The sequence below is a fragment of the Paenibacillus sp. FSL R5-0486 genome (genome assembly GCF_037975155.1).
Lineage (GTDB): Bacteria > Bacillota > Bacilli > Paenibacillales > Paenibacillaceae > Paenibacillus > Paenibacillus amylolyticus.
The window spans coordinates 4,310,639-4,332,988 of record NZ_CP150237.1 but is presented as its reverse complement, the minus strand read 5'-3'; the positions used below and the strand labels follow the sequence as shown (position 1 = coordinate 4,332,988).

The window sequence follows — 22,350 nt, the reverse complement described above, 5'->3', positions numbered from 1 at the left end:
ATTGTACAACAAAAAAGGGCTTGTACGCCAGTTGGGGGACGGGAGTGCGCCATATACTGAAAAACAAAGATAACCAAAAATTTAATTTGACAATGATAATCATTATCACATATGATTTTGTTAATCCAAAATTCATTCTTTCTTCATAGAGAGAATATAACATGATCAAATTAAAGTGAGGGAAAAATAGATGGCTAAATTGTTAGTGGCTTATGCGAGCATGACAGGAAATACAGAAGAAATTGCAGAACTGATCGTGGAAGGAATTACACAGGGAGGCCACGAGGCTGACCTGAAATCCGTAACGGATTGTAATGCATCTGATGTATTGGACTATGACGGATTCATGATCGGTGTGTACACCTGGGGAGACGGGGAGTTGCCAGATGAATTCCTTGATTTCTATGAGGAGCTGGATGAACTAGACTTGAGTGGTAAGAGAGCTGCGGTGTTTGGAAGTGGTGACACCTCGTATGAGCAGTTCTGCGGTGCAGTTGATCTCGCGGCTGCCAAGCTGCAGGAGCGTGGGGCGGAGGTATCTCCAGAGATGTTGAAAATTGAATATAGTCCGCTTGAGCAGGAGAAAGAAACATGCCGTGACTTTGGCAAACGCTTCGCTGCTGCCGGATTACAGGTATCCTAAAGATCATGTTAAGACATAATGTTCAGGCAGCGATGCCAGTCGGAAGGAATGACCTTCCTGAACGTCTGCTTGAAGATTACAGATTGGAAGAAATGCTGCGCAGCCCACACCGATTCATCCGCCCTGAACCAGTGTCTGAGCAGCGTCTTCCACTGCAATGGAGGCACCGTGTACAATATGCGGTGAGCCATGCAGTCAATGCCTTTTACAGTCTCGACCCCGATGTTCGCAAAGAGGTACCTGTACAGTATTTACTTGAGAAGTGGTGGCCCAGAAAGACGGATGGTTTCGAATCTGTTCTCCATTACTGGGATGTGAAGAACAAGATTACGGATGAATTGTCACTCGCCATTGCAATGAACGATGATCTGAAGCATCCAGCCATTCTTTTTGAACAGTGGAGAACGGAGTTACCTTCATTATCCATGCATTTGTCGATGATATTTCAGGCGGCCTGGCAGCCAGAAGGCTGGGATTCGCTGCTTATTCAGAAATATATGGTTGTCCATGATCCAAACGTAGTTGAGGCATTTCAGCATATGGTCAGTGCATTCTGCTGGGAAGCCTTCGGAAAATTACCGGGTATGATCGAGATATACTGTTTGTTGGAAGGACGCAAAATAAGGTACATCCCTGGACGCCAGTCTCTGATACGTTCCATGGACTACATTCGCTTGATACGTGACAGCATGCCGCAAGCAGAAGTGGCGGAGTCAGAACAGTTTACGACGCGTGATAAAGTGCGCATACACGAAGAGGTAGATCGCTGGAGAACGGAAGCCATTGAACCGAAGAAAACATGGTTGATGTGAAGACAGTTGAAGGATAACAATATATCATGCAGATAGAGGAGGGAAAGTTGCCATGTCTACCGGTCTAGGTCAAGATATAAGCAGCGGCAAGAGACGTGCAGGAACTTGCGAATTCAGTCCGTTGCCAGTACCCCAGTCGGTTATACGAAAGTTGCTTGATGAAGCAGATCCTTCATTATATGTAATGAGTTCAGAACCCTGGAGGTTTATGTTGTTTGCAGGCGAAGGACGACAGCTTTATCTGGAAGCGGTCAGACAGAGCTATCCACCCCATCTGGCTGATCGCTACGGCGATTGGGCTACATATCAATACACGGAAGCAATCCCTACCCATCTGGTTGTCGTGGCGCCTAAAAATGCCCGTGAGGATGATCTTCTGCCTGCCAAAGCCTGGAGCAAACGCTTTAGTATTCTGGCTGCGGAACAGGGATTGAATGCGGTCTGGAAGATCAATGATTATCAACAACATCCTGTGTTTATGAATTTAATGGGTTTGACAAGTGAAGAGAAGGTGCTGGGGGTATTCCATATCGGTTACGGAGACCAGCCTGCATTGCGGGATATGGATGCAAGCAGACCAGCCTCTGAACTGATGACGGTATATGACCATCTGGTCTAAAAAATTGATTCATTAGTTCTCTTATTTGCTGGTGTTGAATAGAAAATCACGAACGAGCTGACGATTCGTCTGATCTTTGTTGTAGACGGAGAACAACCGATTGGATACGGTAAGGACATTGCCAAAAAAGAATCGTTCGAATTGGGTCTGTCTGCCCCCGAATGAACCAGATCCAAGCTCCCAGATCAGGCGGAACAGAGCGTTGCGTTCGTGAGAAGCCATATCGTTCCCTTTCAGATATATATTCAGTGAAGGAGCTATATCGGATTGAAACTCTTCTTCCTGAGGGATCATAATCACCCCGCTCGAACCCAAGAGTTGCAGAATTTCAATCATCTCAGGATAAAGTTTCGGAAAGAGGAGATTGGCTGCCATCAAAGGTTTGGGTGCAGGTAATACAAATCCTCTTCCGTCTGGTATTGCACCTGCCTCCGCGGCCAAGGCCAATGCTTTTAACGATTCAAGACCTGCGAACACACGTGCAGATTTCTCTATAACATGTGCTTCCGTATTCAGATCCAGCGTATCCGTGAGAAGCTGGATTGTACCGAGAACAAATTCCGTCTTGGCAATATAACGACACAATACCTGATGACCTGCGTGAATATGAAAGTTACTACCACTGAAGAGACGCGAGGACATTTCCTCACTTCCTGCAAAAAATATTCGTTCATGCGGAACGAGCACCCGGTCAAAGATGACGATATTGTCCATTTCTTCATATCTGGAGCTCAGGGGATAGTTGGTGTGAGATTTGGCTGCGTAGGTGTCCCTGCATACCAGACTGATTCCTGGAAGATCATTGGGGACAGCAAAAGAGAATGCAAATGGATTTTCGTCATCAAATGGGGCGGGTGAAGGTGACGGATAGACAAATATCTCATCCGAAGTGGCAGCTTGTGTAGCCATCATGAATGCACCGCTAATAATGAGACCTTCCTCGGTGCGATCCACGACCTTTGCGGCAATAGCATCTTCAGTAGCATCCAATTGCCCTGAGATTTTGCTGGCATATGGCTGAATGAAGGCATGGGATAACGTGATATCATGATCACGGCAGTACGCATAATAATTTTTGAGATTTTCTGCATATTGGGGAGATAGTTCGTTCAGGAGATCGGCACCTGTGTAAAAGGACATTATGGCTGTATTCATGTAATCGGGTGAGCGACCAAGAAAGCCATGATGCACATTTGCCCAGATATTCATCCCTTCGCGTCGTTTACGGAGGTCGTCGGCACTGGTTGGAGGCAGGAAGGATATGCCCACAGGTTTGCCGTCTGCCGGGGAGGCATACGTCATCGTTTCTGCAAATTTAGGATCAGATTGCAGATCATACATGTACATCTGAGTCTCCATTAAACCAGCAAATGCTACATGTTCAGAGCGTTTTCCAGTAATAAGGTTACCTTTGTACCAGCAAGGGACGGACTGTGCATCAATTCGTTCGCGATACTGTGTGCCACTTTTAACAGGCATTGTTATTCACCTCTTGGTTCTAATCGTTCATGGGCATACTGACTTCTTACGTAGTGTACGTAGGTCATCTGTCCAATGTGCATTGAAGAGGTGAGAAGGATTTTTACAGAATAGGGCTTGATAATAATTATCATTCTTGTTACAATAGACAAAGAAAAAAGGAACCGGTAAGGGCTCCTTTAAGTGGATCAATTGAAATTACTTATTTTACTTCAAAAGTCTTGCAGTCTGTTTCAGCAGACTGACTTGCTTCTTTGGAACTGTGACTCACAATGTAGATCGAAGAAGCGTTACATTTGTTCTCTTGAGCCCAGTGACGACAGGAATTAACTTCACACAATACGTCTTTTGCCATGATTGTTAACCTCACTTTAATTGGATTACAGTCGTTGGTATAAAGAATCCGGATATAACAAGTTGCCGCTTGTTAATCTGGAAAATTTTGTTGCTCTCACGAAATTCGGAGGGCTTTTTTGCGTTATACACAACGATGCATACTTAGAATAGCAAATTTTATTGATGCTTGCAACCAAATGCCCCCATCTGTGGCAAAATAGTGGACGTGCTGTGATTATATTTGCAAAAAGGCAGTAGTGTGTTATTATTTAATAGTAATAATTACGATTAAAAGTCTAATTGATTCTATGTAAATTGAACTAAACATTTACACGAAAACGGAGAGGACAGAAAGAAGCTGAAGAAGCGGAGCGTTCGCCTTTATCCCCGGATTTCCCCTCTAGGGAAATAATTAAAAAATCTGGGGATAACAGCGATCGGAAGGTTGTTCTGTCAACGAAGTGGTCAGTGTAAATATTCATTAGTTCAACTTATATAACTTGAATCATGGACTGAAACTATAAATGAAGGAGCATGTGAATACATGAGCAAAATAAACCATATGAACCGGATTCCCCGCGCGAAAGGGATCGATATGGCTGCTTTTTACACGCCGAAAGAGTGTAGACGCAAAGCCCAGCATATTGTATTTTCCGCTGAAAATGAACGCATCATTAATGAATTTGTCACCATTCTGGGCATGAAAGAGAAGTTCAGAGAGCATGATGTATCAATCCCCAACAAAATGGTCATGTTCGGGCCTCCCGGTACGGGAAAAACATTAACGGCATCACATCTGGCGGAGCGCCTTGATCTGCCATTGGTTCTTGTGAGATTAGATGCGATCATTCATAGCCATCTTGGTGAGACGGGGAGTAACGTACGTAAGTTATTCGAATATGCACGAATGAATCCCTGTGTGTTATTTCTGGATGAATTTGATGCCATAGGCCGGACACGTGAGAGCAATGATGAAGTGAAAGAGATGGCTCGTGTCGTCAATACGTTGTTGCAATGTCTGGACGAATTCGATGGGGACAGTATTCTGGTGGCTGCGACGAATCTGGAAACCCAGCTGGATCACGCCATCTGGCGGCGGTTTGATACGAAGATGACCTACGGTATGCCTGATGATTCGAGTCGCAAATTGTATATCAGCAAATTGGTAGGGGCATTTGAACAGGAGACTCGGCTGGAAGATTACATATGTGAACGCTTGACTGGGTGCAGTTATGCGGATATAGAGCAGATCGTTCTGAAAGCAAAGCGGAAAGCAATCATTGCCAGTAGTGCACTTCATAAGCAACTGATCTCGGATGCTTACGATGAATACAGACCACGTGTATTAGAGTGTTGATTGCTTCCGTTCTGGATAAAGCAACAAAGAACAACGTTGAACTAGCCCAGTCTCCTGAATGGATTTCTGGGCTAGTTGTCATGTTAGCGAGGTGCGTTACACCTTAACGGCTGCTCCGTATGCTTTTTCTGTATTCATAGCTTCTTGTGTTGCAGTCCAGCGTGGCAGGCTTAATCTGAATATACTGCCTTCCGGGTTGCTGGAGACAAGTGTCAGTTCACCGCCCTGTTCCTGAGCGAGTAGGCGGCTATATGTTAATCCTAGACCCAGACCGCGGTTACGACGTTTTTTGAGTTCTCCACGATAGAACCGTTCGAAGATTTTGGGTTGTTCTTCGGCTGCGATGCCTGTGCCGTGGTCTTTAACATCAACGTACAGCATCTGTTCTTCTGTACTTAGATAAATATCGAAGACAGCCTTCTGTTCAGGAGCTGTGGCATGAAGTGCGTTATTGAGTAAATTGACAATGATCTGCTGAATGCGGAGAGCATCCCCCATGGTAAAAAAGTTAATTGGAGGTGCGTGCAGCTGAACCTCTGGCATTTTGTCCTCGTACGCAATCTTCCACTGATAGATGATCTCACCGACCAACAGTTTCAGATCCGTCCGTTCCTTTCGAACGGTAACACTTCCTGCAGCCATGGCGTTATAGTCAAGCAAATCTGCGACCATTCGCTCCATGCGTTCAGATTCCTTCAAAGCGATATCCAAAAATTCTTTACCTTCCTGTGGACTCACAACATCGTCACGTACTGCCATAACGAGCCCCTTGATGGAAGTTACCGGTGTCTTGAGTTCATGACTTACCCCTGCCAGCGAAAGTGTACGCCATTCTTCAAGTTGTTGGAGACGAGTGGCCATATCGCGAAATGAATTTACAAGTTCATTGATCTCACGTTCTCGTGTATTCAAGTCAAGACTCACATCATAATTGCCACCTCGAATCTGTTCAGCGGCATAGGCGACCTGACGAATCGGTCTGGATAACTTTTTGGACAGGAGATAGATTGTAAACCATCCACAGAGGATTAGTCCTCCGAGGATTAGAGCCACGAGCCATATCGTCTCTGGACCAAATGTAATGGATTGTTTGGACTGCATGACCCACACTTTGCCCAAGGTTTGATCGCCCTCGGATATGTTGACCGTTACACCTGCATATTTGTTGTTTCGCGGTTCAAGATAGTCGTCTGACAGTCGATAATGCACATCTTTTTGCTCCATTTTAGGCTGGGAAAAGATCAATTGATTGTTATTGTCCAAGATCATGACACAAAAATAATTATCTGTGTTGAATAGTTTCTCTCGCTTGGTTACCAGTCTGTCCAGATCGGGTGGAACTCGAAGCATATTATTCTCACTGGTCACTCGATCGGCAATCTCCAGACCAAGCAGTTCTGCGGTTTTGAGGCTTTTCTCAATGGAAGTTGTTCGAATCCAGTAGAGTGCCCCTGCCGCAATAATCGTGAAACCAATGCACAAAATGAGAAAATATCGCAGTGTCCAGTGTGACAGAATGGATATCGTTCGTTTGGGTTTCTTCTGTTTCAGTTGGCGATCCAAAATTGATACCCCATTCCTCGCAACGTCCGAATTTCTCCCGTCTCTGGCGACCAGTGGGAGAGGGCTTGACGTAGTCGTTTAATCGATAGATCCACAGCACGATCACTGCCATCATAGTCCATCCCCCATACCTGTTCAATAAGATGATCTCTGGTAAATGTACGATTCGGATAATCGGACAGGAAGAACAGTAACGACAGGTCACGAGGTGTGAGTGCAACCTCTGCACCGTTCAGCAGCACCTGCTTGGCAGCAAGATCAATGACGAGATTTCCAAAAGAACGCTTCTCTTCGCCACCTGAGGTCCAATGTGGATTACGGCGCAACACCGCATTAACTCTGGCAACCACTTCTTCCGGTACAAAAGGTTTGCTCATATAATCGTCAGCACCGGCATTTAGTCCGTTGAGACGGTCTGAAATGTCATCCAGTGCAGTTAGCATGATCACGGGACAAGCACTTTTTTCACGAATAATTCGCAGCAGATCCCATCCGTCCATTCCTGGCAGCATCACATCAAGTAATACAAGGGAAGGCGTTACGGTATCAAAAAGGGTAAGTGCAGTCGGTCCATCTGCTGCATGATGAACTTCAAATTCTGCTTTTCTCAGATAAGCAGCCAATACTCGTGCAATAGCTTGCTCATCCTCGACGATAAGTATGGATTTCAAAAAAAGCGTTCTCCTTTCGCTTTGTAAACTTGTACTGATTTTACATGAGCCAGAGCGTAAAGCCAATCCTGTATTACGGATTTCAAAAAAATATGGGACTTATCTTATCTTGACTTCTTCCTGACACATTCAATTGATATGATTCACTCCAAGAAGCAACCTAAACAATCATGTACTGGAGGAAACATAGAGATGAACAAGAAAGCAAAAGCATGGCTTATTACAGGTGTAGCGGCGGTTGCCGTAATCGGTGGCGGTGGTTACTATATCACAAACAGTTACTTGGGGAACAACGTGGAGATTGAGCAGGTGCTTCCTGCGAGCACAGCGACTTCCACCACAGCTGTAGATAGCACAGGAACGGTTGTAGCCAATGAAACTGCTGGAGCAGAGCAACTGAACGGAGACTGGAGCATCAGCGAAGGTTCCAAAGTATACTTCTCCGTAACCACATCACAGGAGACAGTTAACTTTGTGGACGAGAAGGTAACAGGCAATTGGACAATTAATGTGGATGCTGCTGCTCAGATGAAGGCAGAAGGACAGATCGAGATGGACGGAATTGATTCCGGGAATGGACAGCGTGATGGTCACGTGAAGCAAGCCGATTTCTTCGATGTCGCTACATATCCACAAGCTACATTTACAGCGACTTCATTTGAAGGGGTACCTGCGGAATGGCCTGTCGGTCAAACGGTTGATATCAAAATGAATGGTACCATTACGGTTAAAGGTATTGAAAAAGAAGTAACCTTTGACGCAAAAGCTGCTTATGAGAATAATGCAGTATTGTTGTCGGCAACATCGATGGTAACGTTCGAAGATTTCGGAATGGAAAATCCGCACTCCGTTGTGCTCTCGACTGAAAATGATATCCAGGTACAACTTGAATTGAAACTTTCTAAATAAGTGTAACAATGATCATATACCTGAAAATCTGTTCTGTTCTGCCTTACGGTAGACGGACAGATTTTTTTGTTTTTCTTACAAAATAGTGTGATTAATATAACTCAAATGTAACTGTCACAGGATCATATTGTTAAAATAACTGCTGTTTCCTTTGGAAAATGCCGTGTTACCCATCGCTATTAAGCGCTTACAATGAGGAGGAATCATAACATTCATTGATCCATGCACAATCAAACACAAAAAGGGGGAGATCAAGAGTGAACAAAAGGTACATAAGCGGGTGTCTGGTATTACTAATGCTGTTCTGTGATCTGGGGTTGATGGTTCGTCCAGCGGCTGCAGAAGATGCAAAAGTGAACGTGGCATTTAACAAGGCGGTTACGGTAAGAGAGGAAGATCTATTGAATGAGGGGCAAAAAGAAAAGGCGGTGGATGGTGATGTGAATACTCACTGGAGTGCGAGCTCACCTACTTCTGAGAGTAATCCTCATTGGTTGACTATAGACCTAGGTGCGCCATATGATCTATCTGGAGCGGAATTGACTTGGAAGGACAAAGACCAAGTTGTAAAATATTTGATTGAAGTATCTGATGATGGTAACAACTGGTCAACTGTTGTGGACCAAACGACTAACGAAATAAAACAGACTGTTGCCAGTGAAGAGTTCCAGACCAATACACCTGTCCAGTATGTGAAGGTTACAATTCCGTACTATGCGGGAGCAAATTGGTGGCCCGGGATATCCGAGCTTAAAGTCTGGGGAAAAGAGGAAAAAATTGATCCAGCAACCATTACAAGTTACGATCCCGTTAAGGTCAATACAGTAGCTGGGGTTGCACCTGTTCTGCCAACAAAAGTGACAGCGAAGTATCTGAACGACAAATCTGGTTCGGTTCCAGTGGAATGGGAAAGTATCGACCCTTCAGAGTACGCACATGCGGGCAGCTTTACCGTGACGGGTGCAGTATATGGAGCCCCTGTTCAACCGGAGGCCACTGTAACAGTTGGAGGATATCGGACGGATTACGTAAGAGGAGTGGATATTTCCACGTTAACCGCCATTGAGGCTAATGGAGGGAAGTATCTGGATAGTAATGGCACAGAAAGGGACTTGCTCGATATACTCAAGGACCGCGGTGTCAATTATGTACGTCTTCGTTTGTGGAATGATCCACAGAAATCAGGGGGCTACAACGATAAGAAAGATGTAATTGAGTTAGCCGCACGGGTGAAGAAAAAAGGTATGAAGATCCTGCTGGATTTCCACTACTCGGATGAGTGGGCGCACCCGGGTCAGCAGCTTCGTCCAAAAGCTTGGGAAGGTCTTTCGCCCGAAGAGCTGAAGCAGGCCGTATACAACTATACGTATGAAGTTGTGGGAGAAATGAAAGCCGCAGACGCTATGCCTGATATGGTACAGATTGGTAATGAGATCAACAGTGGTGTTCTGAACGGCTTGAGCAGCGACGTGGATTTTAAGCAAAATGTTGCCTTGCTGAAAAGCGGAATTGATGCTGTACGTGCAGTAGAAGGAGAGATCACCAATAACGCGGATAAGGTGAAGATTATGATCCATCTGGCTGAAGGTGGCAAGGTGGATACGTTCAAATGGTATTTCAGTGAGCTGGAGAAACGCGAACTGAAGTACGATATCATTGGACTTTCGTATTACCCGTTCTGGCATGGGACGTTTGCAGATGTACAGAAAACGATGAATGAAGTGTCAGCCGAGTTTGGCAAAGATGTCATTATCGCTGAAACGTCCTATCCGTTTTCCTACAAAAACGGGGACGCTCATGGAAATATCATCGGATCGGATGAAGCACTTCATGTTGGGGGAGCAACATTCCCTGCAACGGTACAGGGGCAATATGATGCTATTGCTGGCATTATGGATATGATTGCTGACGTGCCGGAAAACCGCGGAGCAGGCTTCTTCTATTGGGAGCCCGCATGGATTGCCGCCAATGTAGGCTGGATTGATTCCGAGGGAGATGCATGGGAAAATCATGCCATGTTCGACTATGATGAATTTCCGGGGAATGGTGGATACTCCTACGAAGGACGTGCCTTGCCATCACTGGATGTTTACAAACGCGGACTGGAGCTTCTGCCCGCAGACCGCCAGCAACTGGATGCGGCACTTACACGAGCCAAATCATTGGTACGGACTGATTTTACTCTGGATAGCTGGGTGACTCTGGCTCCGGCAATCTCGGCAGCGAATGATGTATACCAACAGGCATACACGCCGGGTGGGGTAACTCAATTAGATACAGATGCAGCGACAACAGCATTGGAACGTGTGATGCAGCAGATGCAGGTTATCACCCCGCAGCTTGACGAGCTCAGAGCTAAAATAGCGGAAGCGCGTACGTATCAGCAGGCTGACTGGTCTGCGGCCACTTGGGCGGTATTGACCAAAGCGCTGGAAGGCGCTGATCAGATCTTGAATGATCCAAGAGCAACACAGACGGATGCGAATACAGCGGTTAAACGTTTGCATGATGCCATTCAAGGTCTATCCAATGTGGACAAAACACAACTGCACCAGTACATTCAACAAATGCAGCAGCAGACTAAATCTTCCTATACACGCCGGAGCTGGTCTGTATTGGAACAGTCTTTGCAGGCAGCGATTCAGGTCCGAGATAACAATGCTGTTGTCCAGTCTGAGGTGAATTCAGCACTAAGTACGTTGAAACAAGCCTTTACTAATCTAGTCTCTCTGGAGGCTTTAACAACGGGCAAAACGGCAACGGCTTCAAGTAGTGCAGGGACAGGAGGCAATCAAGCCAACTCTCCTGAAGGTGCAATTGACAACAATCCGAACACTTCATGGGGAACAGACGAGAGTAAGGATAGCTGGTGGCAAGTGGATTTGGGTCAGGTTGCTAACCTCCGTAAAATCGAAATGTCGATGTGGAGTGGCGGCATCAAATATACGATCGAAGTGTCCAACGATAACAAAAATTTTGTGAAAGTAGTGGACACCACAAGTGATGTAGTTGTATCAACCGCACCTAGCCATGTACTTCCAGAAGGCACGGAGGGACGTTACATTCGGGTAACGATTAAAACAGGTCCCACATGGGTAGGATTCATGGAATTTGAAGCATACGGTACGTTCCCAGCGGACAAATCTGCACTGCAAACTACTGTAGATACCGCTGAGAAATTAAAACAAACCGAATACACGACATCAAGCTGGAATGTGTTCAGTAAGGCACTTTCTGAAGCGAAGGCATTCATTCTGGATGTTGAATCTTCAACGCAAGATGTAAGCAATGCGGATCGTGCGTTACAAGATGCTGTGAGTAAGCTTGTACGTCAAGATGTAACACCTGGCCCTGGCCAGCCATCACAACCAAGTGTACCATCACAACCTTTCAACCCGGGAACAGCTCCTTCAACGGGGAATCCGGCTGTAACACCACCGGTTGAACCTGGTAATCCGCCAGTTAAGGGTCTAATAACGGTAAAAGGAACAGCAACCGGGAATGACAGGTATTCGATTCGTCCAGATGTATCTCAATTAACCCAGATACTGCAATCCATGGATGCAGGAAATGGTACGTTGAAACTGCTTGCAGATGTACCCGACACAGCCAAGACAGTCACATTCCAGTTGGCTGCAAGTCAACTGGCGGAATGGATTCGTTCCGAGGAAGTGAAATCCCTGGATGTAGTTGTAGGACAGACTACCGTTCGTGTTCCTCTGAGATCACTCCCGCTAACTATTGCGGAGACTGAGGGAACGTTCGACATCGTAGTAGCAAAAGGATCGACAGATACATTGTCCACATCGCAAAAAGCAACGATCGGTAATCATGCAATTGTTGATGTGAATCTGTTAATGAACAATAAGCCATTGCAATGGACAAACAGAGCAGTTGAAGTTGCTCTATCCAATGTGGAGCAACCTAAGAAGAATGATGCAGTTATGGTTGTACATTCCATATCTCCAAGTGGAGAAATGAAACCTGTTGCGTATTCCAAGTACGATGATAAGACCAAAACGATGGCGTTCAAACCGCTGGAATCCGGCAGTTATGTCATTGCAGAAGTTGAAGTGCCATTACATGATTTGCAAAATCACAATTGGGCAATCCAAGAGGTACAGAACCTCTACGGTAAAGGGATTATTTCGGGGATGAGCGCAACTCGTTTTGCCCCGCAAGGTGAACTGACCAGAGCACAATTTTTGCAAATGATTATTAAAGGTATTGGTGATGCACGCCAGCCGGATCCATCTATTTCAACACCAACGGATGTGAAGGAAGGGCAGTGGTATACCGATTCAGTACGACTTGGAATGGAAATGGAAATAATTCAAGGCCGAGCAGATGGAAGCTTTGGAGCGAATGAACGCATTTCACGAGAAGAAATGGCCGTTATGCTGAACAGAGCACTGAAGGTTGTGCAGCGTGAGGATGCGACCAATTCTGTTCAAGGAAATATGGTGTTTGTAGACAACGCCGAGATCGCAGCATACGCCAAAGAAGCTGTAGCCTCGATGCAACAACTTGGGCTGCTAAATGGCATGCCTGATGGCACGTTTGCTCCGAAAGAAACAGCGAACCGTGCACAGGGAACTGTTGCAGTCGCCAGAATGATGGAACAACTGTATTAGAGATAGTTCAAAAAGCGCGCTCTTGATTATGAAGGATGATGCTTGGTGGCATTATCAGCATGCATGAATAGAAAATAACAAAGCAGGTAAAGAGATCGGATCATATGATTCGGTCTCTTTATTTTTTGCGGAAAAAATGAGGTTCAGACTTCATCCCTTTCTCTAAATAGGCATATAAACATTTTGTTAATGTCGTATTGACAATATTGAATCCATTTGTTATCATTTCGATAATATCAAAACGACAATATTAAGAAATGGGGAATGAGCCATGTTTGGATTCCGATTTGCGAAGTTTCAACCCAGTGAATATGTCATGAAAGTGAAAAATGGTGAGGTACAGCATCAAGGTGTAGGATTGTCCTTCTATTATTATGAGCCGACCACATCGGTAGTAGTTCTACCCGTATCCTCGGTGGATGTACCGTTTATGTTCGAAGAGATTACGGCGGATTATCAGACGGTTACTGTGCAGGGGCAATTAAGTTATCGCATTGTGGATTATTTGAAAATAACCCAGAGCCTGAATTACACGTACAATTTGCGCAAAAATCGGTATATCTCCGACGACCCCGGCAAGCTGGATCAACGGGTGATCACCACAGCCAAAGTACTGACCAAGAAACATCTGGAACAAATGCCGCTGAAAGAAGCTATTCAATCCAGTGAACGGCTGGCAAGCAGCATGAAACGCGAGGTTGTGCAAAGTGAAGAGTTGGAGAAATTGGGCGTTGAGTTGATGAGTCTATCGATTCTGGCCATTCTGCCTAATAAAGAGACGATGCGTGCATTGGAAGCACAGGCGCGGGAAGAGATTTTGCGTCAGGCAGATGAAGCGCTCTATGTACGTCGGAATGCATCGATTGAACAGGAAAGACGAGTGAAAGAGAACGAACTGAACACCGAAATTGCCGTAGAGACAAAGAAACAGCAAATTCGTGAGACCCAATTGCAGACAGAACGCTCGGTGAAACAGAAACAAAACGAGATGGAGCAGGAGCAGCTTCAGTTCAATACAGCGATGGAGGAACGTAAGCAGCAACTGATTGAGTTAACTATTGCTAATCACAATGCCGAGGCAGATGCCAAAGCGTATGAGATTGCTGCCGTGATGAACTCATTGCAAAATGTACAGCCCAATGTACTGCAAGCAATGGCGAATATGGGCATGAATTCTGATAAGCTGATCGCACTCGCGTTCCAGGAACTGGCTGAAAATGCAGGCAAGATTGGGCAACTAAATATCTCGCCGGATCTGTTGCAAGGATTAATGTCTCCTGCGCCAGGCAGAGATCAGGGAGGTAGAGCGAGATGAGGCTAGGAAGAAGAGAGCAAGCAGAGCAAGCAGGGAAATCAGTACGTCAGCAGGCCACGGCAGATGATCGGATGAGTGAACACAAGCTGATTCTGGTGAAACGCCGGACCCGACTGGAAGAGCTGGTGGTTCGATATAACACGGTGCAGCAAGCTCAGTTCTATATTGAACGTCTGGGCGCAGACTTCAGTGATTATATGGAGGAAGACCGTCGTTATCGGCTATCTGTGCAGCAGGCCCAGCAGCAGCTGGGTCAATTGGGACGGGTTCAGACGATTGATCGGGAACATGTGCCCAATTTTATCTTTGGAGATCAGGATATCGTGGTCGTGGTTGGACAGGATGGGCTTGTAGCCAACACCCTCAAATACGTAACCGAGCATCCGCTCATCGGTGTGAATCCGGATCCGATGCGTTGGGATGGGGTGTTATTACCTTTTACCGTGGAGGATCTGAGCTTCATTGTTCCTGATGTCATTCGAAAGCAACGAACCTTGAAAGAAGTCACTCTCGCCAAAGTGGAACTCAATGATGGACAGTATCTATATGGTGTGAATGATCTGTTCATTGGTCGGAAGACACATGTATCGGCTCGTTATGAAGTGCGTTTGGGTTCATCCACAGAACAACAATCCTCTAGTGGTATTATTGTATCCACAGGCATGGGATCGACAGGCTGGTTCAAAAGTGTGCTGGCGGGAGCCACGGGAATTGTTGGATCGGCTGCATGGCAGAACATGAATTCTGAAGCAGAGGTCGCTACAGCATCGGCATCCATTCATGGGAGCAGGCAAGAGCTGAATCATTTTAACTGGGATGCGCCTTATTTATATTTTTCAGTACGTGAACCGTTCCCGAGCCGGACGACTGCGGTCAATCTCGTGTTTGGACAGATCCATTCAAAACAACCACTGCACATTGTATCCCAGATGCCGGAGGATGGTGTTATTTTCAGCGATGGGGTCGAGCAGGACTTTCTTGAGTTTAACTCAGGGGTGGAAGCCATCATTGGGTTGGCAGAGAAGAGAGGGCGTCTCGTGGTCTAAAGCTTTATTTTCAAGCCGTTTCCGACTAAAATGGGTAACTAGATGTGATACACTGACGTCAGGAAACGGAAAGAGGGTTAACGATGCAGTCGATATTGTTGGTTGAAGATGATGCCAAGTTAGCAGGATTGCTGGCGGCTTATCTGACCCGAAATGGATTCCAGGTACAGGTCACAGATGATTTTCGTCATGTACTGGATGAATTTGTGGAAGTGAAGCCGGACCTTGTGCTGATGGATGTGAATTTGCCTCAATATGATGGATACTACTGGTGCAGGCAGATACGCACACATTCCATATGTCCCATTTTATTCATATCGGCTCGTGATAGTGGTATGGATCAGATTATGGCGTTGGAACATGGAGCGGATGATTATATTACAAAACCTTTTCAATATGAAGTTGTTCTTGCCAAAGTCCGTAGTCAGCTGCGCAGAGCCTATGGTTCTTACGCTGCTGTTCAACAGGAAGTGAAGGTGAAGAACGGTCCCATGATCCTTTATCCTGAGCGATTTGTATTGGAATATGATGAGCGTTCTACCGAGCTGACACAGAAGGAAGCGATACTGGTGGAAGCGCTGATGGCGAAGGCAGGGCGAGTTGTCAGCCGAGAAAAATTGTTAGAACAGATGTGGGAAGATCAGCATTTTATTGATGATAATACGTTGAATGTCTATATTACACGTGTTCGCCGGAAGTTGAAGGAGCTGGGTGCAGAAGAGATTTTGGAGACGGTTCGCGGAGCGGGTTATCGTGTGTTGGATCTGGATTCATCCGCACAGGGGAAAGGGAAATGAGACTGTTCCTGAAAGACCACCAGATGTTAGTTGGATTTTATGTGTTACAGATGCTGCTGGTTCCGTGTGTGTACTGGCTCTCTGGTGAGGGCCGTCCGATGAAGATTGTTCTCTATGGCATGCTGATCAGTACTGTTGTGCTGTTGGTCTATCTGATCATACGTTACTTCCAGCTGCGAGTGTATTATCGTCTGCTTGAACAACCACGAAAACTGGTAAACGAACCTTTCCAAACGCTTGGAAATTCGGTCGTGGCGGAAGCCATCCAGCAATTGTTACATGAACTGGAGCGTAATCGGCAGAACGAGATGGGGCAGTTACGTACTAGCAAGGAACAACAGGTGGTATTCATGAATCGTTGGGTTCATCAGATGAAGACACCCTTGTCCATTATCCAGCTAACCCTGGAAGATGTGGACGATGAGACGGCGGGCAGTATTCAGGATGAGTTGGATAAAATGCGCAAAGGACTTGAAATGGTCTTGCATTCATCACGGCTTGAACAGTTCGAAGGGGATTTCAGGGTGGAACTGTTATACTTGCATGAGGTGCTTCGGAGCAGTATAGCGGAGAACCGACGTTTATTTATTCGTAGAGGCATTACGCCGGATATCCGGATGGAGGGCGACCTTCAGATATATAGTGACTCCAAGTGGCTGCGGTTCATGTTCACCCAGATTTTGACCAATGCCGTGAACTATTCCGATAGCAAATCAGGCAAAAAAGTGATCATTACCGGCTATAAACAGGAAGAGCGTACGATCTTGGACATTCAGGATGAGGGAATCGGCATCTCTTCCGAGGATATTCATCGCGTGTTCAATCCCTATTTTACAGGTGAACGGGGCAGGCAATACCACGAATCTACGGGAATGGGATTATATCTGGTCCGTGAGATCAGTGCCCGCCTGGATAACCGTGTCGAGTTGTTTTCGGAGCCAAATGAGGGAACGTTGGTCAGATTCAGCTGGATTCATTCGAAATATCCGAAGTGAAAAGTGCTTTGCCTATGGGCGAGGTGCTTTTTTTAATGGACAGAAGTGTCATAGAGCAGGCAGGGGAACAGAACCTTAAACGCGTTGTAAGAGAAGTTTAAGGTAATTCGATAGCACCGTTACGGGAGGTCAGTTAGGATAAGAATAGAATTAACGTATAAAGAATGATGGAGCAGGAGGGAATTACGCATGGAAATGTTACAGGTATCAGGACTGAACAAAGTATATCAGGGCAAAGTGCAGACTCAAGCCCTTAGTGATATTCATCTGACAATCAAGCAAGGTGAGTTTGTGGGTATTATGGGCCCGTCGGGCAGTGGCAAAACCACATTGTTAAACATGGTCTCCACCATTGATGAACCCAGCTCAGGCAAGGTGCTGATTAATGGCATGAACCCGTTTGATATGAAAAAGAAAGAACTTGCCATGTTCCGACGTCGAGAACTCGGATTTGTCTTTCAGGATTTCAATCTGTTGGACACGCTGACTGTTGCTGAGAATATTGTACTTCCATTGACACTGGACAAGGTCAAGCTGAAGGAGATGGAGAGCAGACTACATCGCATTACAGCGAAGCTTGGGATTGATCATATTCTGGATAAACGAGTCTATGAAATTTCGGGCGGACAGCGACAACGGACAGCCATTGCGAGATCCATGATCAATATGCCTTCGATTGTTTTGGCGGATGAACCAACCGGTGCCCTGGATTCTACGTCATCCCAAGCGGTCATGGAGTCGCTTGAACAGATTAACCAGCAGGAGAAAACGACCATTATGTTGGTCACACATGACCCGCTTGCTGCAAGTTATTGCAACCGCATCGTGTTCATCAAGGACGGAAAACTGGCAGCCGAGGTACACCGCGGAGATAATCGACAGACGTTTTTCCAGCGGATTATTGATACTTTATCCTTCTGGGGAGGGAATTCACATGAGCTTTCCTCAGTTCGCGTTTAATAACATCCGCCGTAATGGGCGAGCGTATATTGCTTTTTTTCTAAGTAGTGTGTTTATGGTCATGATATTCTTCGCTTATGCGGTGTTCATTTATCATCCGTATGTGACAGAGTTGCCAATGGGTGACACAACCGCTACGGGAATGCAGATCGCTTCAATTATCGTATATGTGTTTGCATTTTTCTTTGTTATGTATTCCATCAGTGCTTTTCTCAAATCACGGAACAAAGAGTTTGGTATTCTGACCATACTTGGTGCCGAGCCCAGGCAGATTCGGAGATTGGTCATTCTGGAGAATATGTTGATCGGCTCCCTGTCCATTATTGCCGGTATCGGCGGAGGTATGTTGTTGTCCAAGCTGTTCCTGATGTTAACCACTCGTTTTATCGGGATGGATGATCTGCATTTTTATTTTCCTGTGAAAGCGATTCTGATTACGATCGGGGCCTTTCTGTTATTATTTTTCTGCATTTCACTTTTCACATTGGTTTTTATCGGAAACAAACGGACGTTAGAACTTTTGACGGGAACCAACAAACCTAAAAAAGAGCCCAAAGCTTCATGGTTCTTCTCACTTCTGGGTTTTGCATTACTTACAGTAGGTTTTGTGGTACTCCGCAGCGGGTTAAATGGCGGAACAATCATGCTTGCAGCAGTAACAGGGATAGCCGGGACGTATTTTTTCTATTCACAACTTTCCGTGCTCATCATCCGTTTATTGAAGCGTAATCGTAAAACGGTATGGCATGGTACACGTCTGTTGTGGATCTCAGAGATGAGCTATAAAATGAAGGATAATGCCCGCATGCTCTTTATGGTGACCGTGGTGATTGCGATTGCTTCAATGAGTGCAGTTGTAATTTTGTCACTGGATCAAGAGAACCGGGAGCAGTTTACAAACAACGATTTTCCAGTCAAATACAATGTGTACACTCCTTCGGATCAAATGGATATGAGCTATATTGATTCGACACTTGAAGCAGCAGGCTTGAATTATCAGCAAGTGTATCTGGAGTACTTTTGGTCTGATGCGGATCAGAGTGCTGTCTCGGTTATGCCGCTCAGTCATTACAACCGATTCAATGCGATCCAAGGAAAAAAGACGTTCCAATTGGATTCAGCATCAGCATTATTCGTAGATTCGCGTAATGAGAAGGATCAGGATCAGATCGATCGAAACAGGTTTCGCAATTATGCGGAAGGAGAAACCTTGACTCTGAATCTGGAGGATGGCTCATTGCAAGCAAGAGTTACAGCTACGGATGTAGAGCCACGTTTCGCAACCTTGATCTATTCTACAGGTGTAGTCGTTCTCCCAGATGAGAAGTTTGAAGAGATCACACAACAGTTCAATGCAAATAGGTTATCAGGCAAAGTTCTGTACCAGATTCCGGCATGGGGTCATGCTGTACCTGACCGGCACTCCTCGGAAGCCATGGTTAGCGATCAGCTACTGTCGTCCGCAGATACCATTCGAAGCGATAATGCTTCGGATGAGAATTACTCCGGATTTCTGACCACTCGATATGGAGATTTTGAGAGATACAGACAGGGTACAGCACTATTTACCTTCCTGGGCATATTTATCGGATTAATCTTCTCGATCTCCTCTGCAAGCTTTCTGTATTTCAGACTGCATACCGATCTTGAAGCGGATGGAAAGATGGTGCATTCTCTTTCGAAAATGGGTCTCAGTTTCCAGGAAATGAAACGATCATCCACCGTTCAGATTGCCATTTTGTTCTTTTTACCGATCGGGGTAGCCATCATTGAAACTTTGGTCGTAGTTAAGCCATTCCTGACTGAATTCGGTATTACCAATTATACGATGCCCGTGTTGACTGTATTTGGTGCCTTTGTACTTGCACAGACGTTTTATTTTATCATTATACGTTCGAGATATATCGCTTCTTTGCGTAAAATGATGGTGTAACCATCTTAGAAACAAGCGGTCATGAGGACCGACCCATGATTTGTTCATTGCCCGCATTTCTTGATTCAGATCAAGGAAACGCGGGCTTTCTTGCGATAAGATGAATGTATTCACAGATTATATTATCGAGGAGGACGATTATCATGAGTATCACGTCATTGCAAGAAGTCAAAACATTCAGTGAGGACCGTTTCACGAAACGAGTTTTATTCCAACAGGGTGGTGGAGTGACCTTTGTACTTCATTTTCTGCCAGGTCAGCAGCTTCCCGTTCATAAACATCCGGGCACAGACGTTATTTTGCTGGTAGTCGAAGGCACAGGCACACTTATTCTGGATGGAAAAGAACAAGAGGTGAAACAAGAGGATGTAATTCATTGCGGCGGTGAAGTGGAGTTTGCATTCCATAATACAGGAGATCAGGAAGTTCGTTTGTTCGTGGTGTTAAACAAAGTGCCAGCAGCATCCTATGTAAAGGACATCTAACATCTAATATCAAGGAATCGATATAATGATTCACTGATCGGCACTAATATAAGGGAAACTCTATTCTGGAGTTTCCTTATTTGTTTTTTTCAAGAATACCTTGACCAAGTGTGGCTTCCATCGCAAAACAAAAAGCATACCGAGGTCTGAGAACATCAGATCTTAAGTACGCTTCTTTGTATTCCGCCAGCAACTTGTTCATTCATCCGGTCTATAGTCATTCTGCCTAGAAGTATCCCAGCATTTCCTTGGCTTCATTCGACATTAGCTGTGGAGACCATTGTGGCTCCCACACGACTTGAACATCAATATCGGTTTTATTCGTATTTTCCTGCAAAACCCATTTCACCGCACCGACAATCGTATCGTGCAGCGGGCAACCTGGTGTAGTCAGCGTCATCCGTACATGTACCCGTTCAGGCTCTTCCCTTACTTCATACACCAGACCCAGGTCAACGATATTGACACCTAATTCAGGGTCATATACTTCCTTGAGACATTCCAGCAAATGCGTGGTTTGTTCCATCATGTTCACTCTCCAGTCCACCTTATTAATGTTAACGTCTGAATACCAGAGCAATATTTGTTATATAAATGATGGAGACAAGAGACAGTATCGTCCCTCCAACCATCATGACCTCAGCCAGATTAATCAGAATTCCACTGATAAGCAAAAGGCTTCCAACGACCATGGCGATCATCCCCCAATGGACGTTCCGTTCACTCAGCATACCAGCCATTAGCGGTGTTCCGGGTCTGCCTGCCTGCTTGCCATATTTGTGGGTCCACCATAGAAAAGGCACGATTTTGGAGGCATAACCAAGTATGGTGAGAGACACCCAGCCCCCGAGATATACCCATCCAGACAGCAGAACAACCCTTGGATGGAGCAGCAGTTCAGTCCCTTGCGAGGAATAGATCAGTAGGGCAACAGCATATACAGCAAACGCACGACTTACATAGACAGACCAGCGAATGCCCGGACCTGGATTACTTTTGTGCCGTTTCTCCTGAATTTGCTCCAAGTGATACACATAGAAGAGAAGGGCGGCGGTTAGAAGTAAGAGCGCAAGCCAGAGCAATCCTCCCTTGATACCTGTCAGAAATGCGACAACACCTGTAACTACAGCTGCATTCCACAGAACCAGGACCACTTTTTGCAGTCGAATGGAATAATCGTGGGACAGGTAGAACATGGGCAGCATTTTGTAACTGAAGCCGGTAATTAACATGCCAAACCAGCCGAAGGTTCCCATCCAGATATGTGCACCGAATAATCGTTCATGCAGACCATTCCAATCACCAAAGGCAAAATTCAGACCCATCAGCATACCGGATAGCCCGGTAAGAACCAGATAAAGACAGGAACACGCTGCACTGATCGTTACCGGATTCCACTGTGAGGCACGGAAGAGGGTAACGGCCATATTCCATCCGAACAACAGAATGCCCGAGAGCGCGAGTGTAGCAGAACCCGCAATCCAGATGACATCTGCACGGATGAAGCCGTATAACATGCCCACGATTCCGATACTGAACAAGAAATAATGACAATGACCAAGAAACAGACTGTAAATATTGGATTGCAAAATAACATGTATCAACTGATAAACGGCACCCATAGCTAGCATGGTTGCCCACCCGAGCACAAACAGATGGGCATGAAACCAGCCTTCGGGTCCTCTGAGTTCATCACCAAGCCAGCCTGTCAGCGAGAGCAGGGAGAATGCGTGATACATTACAAATCCAAAGATGCCCGTAATGATAAAAAGAAACGGCAACCTGGACATGGCTCT

19 protein-coding genes are annotated in these 22,350 nt (G+C 45.6%); 13 read left to right on the top strand and 6 right to left on the bottom strand.

Annotated features, from left to right (window positions below; all coding sequences use genetic code 11):
• Positions 1-190: 190 nt before the first annotated feature.
• From MKY01_RS19210 to MKY01_RS19200, 3 genes are read left to right on the top strand one after another with little or no spacing between them, the layout of a single operon-like run.
• Entirely contained in the window at positions 191-643 is a 453-nt protein-coding gene (locus MKY01_RS19210) for a flavodoxin (protein WP_017687802.1), read from the top strand.
• A gap of 5 nt (positions 644-648) precedes the next feature.
• The gene (locus MKY01_RS19205; protein ID WP_127549546.1) at positions 649-1,455 is read left to right on the top strand and encodes a hypothetical protein; all 807 of its coding nucleotides are present in this window, start codon (positions 649-651) and stop codon (positions 1,453-1,455) included.
• 52 nt (positions 1,456-1,507) lie between these two features.
• Positions 1,508-2,074 (top strand): nitroreductase family protein, encoded by a 567-nt coding sequence (locus MKY01_RS19200; protein WP_100527275.1) that lies wholly within the window; start codon positions 1,508-1,510, stop codon positions 2,072-2,074.
• A gap of 21 nt (positions 2,075-2,095) precedes the next feature.
• Here MKY01_RS19200 and MKY01_RS19195 read toward each other — a convergent pair whose 3' ends face one another.
• Entirely contained in the window at positions 2,096-3,553 is a 1,458-nt protein-coding gene (locus MKY01_RS19195; RefSeq protein WP_127549544.1) for a 4-hydroxyphenylacetate 3-hydroxylase N-terminal domain-containing protein, read from the bottom strand.
• A 202-nt stretch (positions 3,554-3,755) separates the two neighbouring features.
• Entirely contained in the window at positions 3,756-3,908 is a 153-nt protein-coding gene (locus tag MKY01_RS19190; protein ID WP_074095586.1) for a DUF1540 domain-containing protein, read from the bottom strand.
• Positions 3,909-4,433: 525 nt separating this feature from the next.
• Here MKY01_RS19190 and MKY01_RS19185 point away from each other — a divergent pair.
• Complete coding sequence (locus MKY01_RS19185) at positions 4,434-5,246, top strand: ATP-binding protein (RefSeq protein WP_339283175.1); 813 nt, start codon at positions 4,434-4,436, stop codon at positions 5,244-5,246.
• 96 nt (positions 5,247-5,342) lie between these two features.
• Here MKY01_RS19185 and MKY01_RS19180 read toward each other — a convergent pair whose 3' ends face one another.
• A complete protein-coding gene (locus MKY01_RS19180; protein WP_339283172.1) occupies positions 5,343-6,809 on the bottom strand; it encodes a HAMP domain-containing sensor histidine kinase in 1,467 nt (488 codons plus the stop codon).
• Complete coding sequence (locus tag MKY01_RS19175) at positions 6,794-7,480, bottom strand: response regulator transcription factor (RefSeq protein ID WP_036613325.1); 687 nt, start codon at positions 7,478-7,480, stop codon at positions 6,794-6,796. The genes MKY01_RS19180 and MKY01_RS19175 overlap by 16 nt, the downstream gene beginning before the upstream one ends.
• A 192-nt stretch (positions 7,481-7,672) precedes the next feature.
• Between MKY01_RS19175 and MKY01_RS19170 the strand changes: the two genes are divergently transcribed.
• The 9 genes from MKY01_RS19170 (at position 7,673) to MKY01_RS19130 (ending at position 20,554) form a co-directional block, all read left to right on the top strand.
• Positions 7,673-8,389 (top strand): YceI family protein, encoded by a 717-nt coding sequence (locus tag MKY01_RS19170; protein WP_339283170.1) that lies wholly within the window; start codon positions 7,673-7,675, stop codon positions 8,387-8,389.
• A 257-nt stretch (positions 8,390-8,646) separates the two neighbouring features.
• Positions 8,647-13,023, top strand: a complete 4,377-nt coding sequence (locus MKY01_RS19165; RefSeq protein WP_339283168.1) for a glycosyl hydrolase 53 family protein — start codon at positions 8,647-8,649, stop codon at positions 13,021-13,023.
• Positions 13,024-13,294: 271 nt separating this feature from the next.
• Positions 13,295-14,338: an SPFH domain-containing protein gene (locus tag MKY01_RS19160; protein ID WP_339283166.1), complete on the top strand. Its 1,044-nt coding sequence runs from the start codon at positions 13,295-13,297 to the stop codon at positions 14,336-14,338.
• A 71-nt stretch (positions 14,339-14,409) separates the two neighbouring features.
• Positions 14,410-15,384 carry a sugar kinase gene (locus MKY01_RS19155; RefSeq protein ID WP_339287213.1) on the top strand — a complete coding sequence of 325 codons (975 nt, stop codon included), beginning with the start codon at positions 14,410-14,412 and terminating at the stop codon, positions 15,382-15,384.
• A gap of 83 nt (positions 15,385-15,467) precedes the next feature.
• Positions 15,468-16,181, top strand: a complete 714-nt coding sequence (locus MKY01_RS19150; protein WP_076328437.1) for a response regulator transcription factor — start codon at positions 15,468-15,470, stop codon at positions 16,179-16,181.
• Positions 16,178-17,176: a sensor histidine kinase gene (locus tag MKY01_RS19145; RefSeq protein WP_339283164.1), complete on the top strand. Its 999-nt coding sequence runs from the start codon at positions 16,178-16,180 to the stop codon at positions 17,174-17,176. Before MKY01_RS19150 ends, MKY01_RS19145 begins: the two co-directional genes overlap by 4 nt.
• A gap of 189 nt (positions 17,177-17,365) precedes the next feature.
• Complete coding sequence (locus tag MKY01_RS19140) at positions 17,366-18,136, top strand: ABC transporter ATP-binding protein (protein WP_017687815.1); 771 nt, start codon at positions 17,366-17,368, stop codon at positions 18,134-18,136.
• Positions 18,111-20,069 (top strand): ABC transporter permease, encoded by a 1,959-nt coding sequence (locus tag MKY01_RS19135; RefSeq protein WP_339283161.1) that lies wholly within the window; start codon positions 18,111-18,113, stop codon positions 20,067-20,069. Before MKY01_RS19140 ends, MKY01_RS19135 begins: the two co-directional genes overlap by 26 nt.
• Positions 20,070-20,212: 143 nt before the next feature.
• The gene (locus MKY01_RS19130; RefSeq protein ID WP_339283159.1) at positions 20,213-20,554 is read left to right on the top strand and encodes a cupin domain-containing protein; all 342 of its coding nucleotides are present in this window, start codon (positions 20,213-20,215) and stop codon (positions 20,552-20,554) included.
• Positions 20,555-20,780: 226 nt separating this feature from the next.
• Here the strand turns inward: MKY01_RS19130 and MKY01_RS19125 are convergent, their stop codons facing one another.
• Together MKY01_RS19125 and MKY01_RS19120 are read right to left on the bottom strand one after the other, a co-directional pair.
• A complete protein-coding gene (locus MKY01_RS19125) occupies positions 20,781-21,083 on the bottom strand; it encodes a metal-sulfur cluster assembly factor (RefSeq protein ID WP_197997654.1) in 303 nt (100 codons plus the stop codon).
• Positions 21,084-21,111: 28 nt separating this feature from the next.
• On the bottom strand, positions 21,112-22,344 hold the full coding sequence (locus MKY01_RS19120; RefSeq protein ID WP_339283157.1) for a hypothetical protein: 1,233 nt from the start codon (positions 22,342-22,344) through the stop codon (positions 21,112-21,114).
• Between the last annotated feature and the right edge of the window lie 6 nt (positions 22,345-22,350).